The sequence below is a fragment of the Sporosarcina sp. P29 genome (assembly GCF_002743265.1).
Taxonomy (GTDB): Bacteria; Bacillota; Bacilli; order Bacillales_A; family Planococcaceae; genus Sporosarcina.
In genome coordinates this window covers 1-407 of the sequence record NZ_PDYX01000111.1, presented here as the reverse complement: position 1 = coordinate 407, position 407 = coordinate 1, and the positions used below count along the sequence as shown (strand labels likewise).

Annotated in this window: 1 protein-coding gene; it reads left to right on the top strand. The window is 41.5% G+C overall.

What is annotated here, in order from left to right; all coding sequences use genetic code 11:
• Nucleotides 1-407, top strand: a 407-nt coding sequence (locus CSV68_RS16790; RefSeq protein WP_143561033.1) for a tRNA1(Val) (adenine(37)-N6)-methyltransferase, incomplete at both ends; no start/stop codon positions are given.

Genomic DNA, 407 nt, shown 5'->3' with positions numbered 1-407 from the left:
TTGCTCGGACGAAAGGTGAAATCATCGGTATTGAATTGCAAGAACGCTTAGCGGATATGGCACAAAGAAGTATAGCGCTAAACGGTCTGGAAGAACAGATTACCATTGAAAACGAGAACGTCATAGGTATTGCAAAAAAAATCGGTTATGAGTTATATGATACCGTCACATGCAATCCGCCTTATTTCCCGGCAAATGATGCAAGTGCTAGAAATAAAAGTGAGTATTATACGATTGCTAGGCATGAAGTGGAGCTTACACTTGATCAAGCAGTAAAGTCTGCAAGTGAATTATTGAAACAAGGTGGAAAAGCTGCTTTTGTCCACCGTCCCGGTAGACTCCTAGACATCATCACATCCATGAGACAGTATCGACTAGAACCGAAGCGTATTCGTTTTGTTTATCCG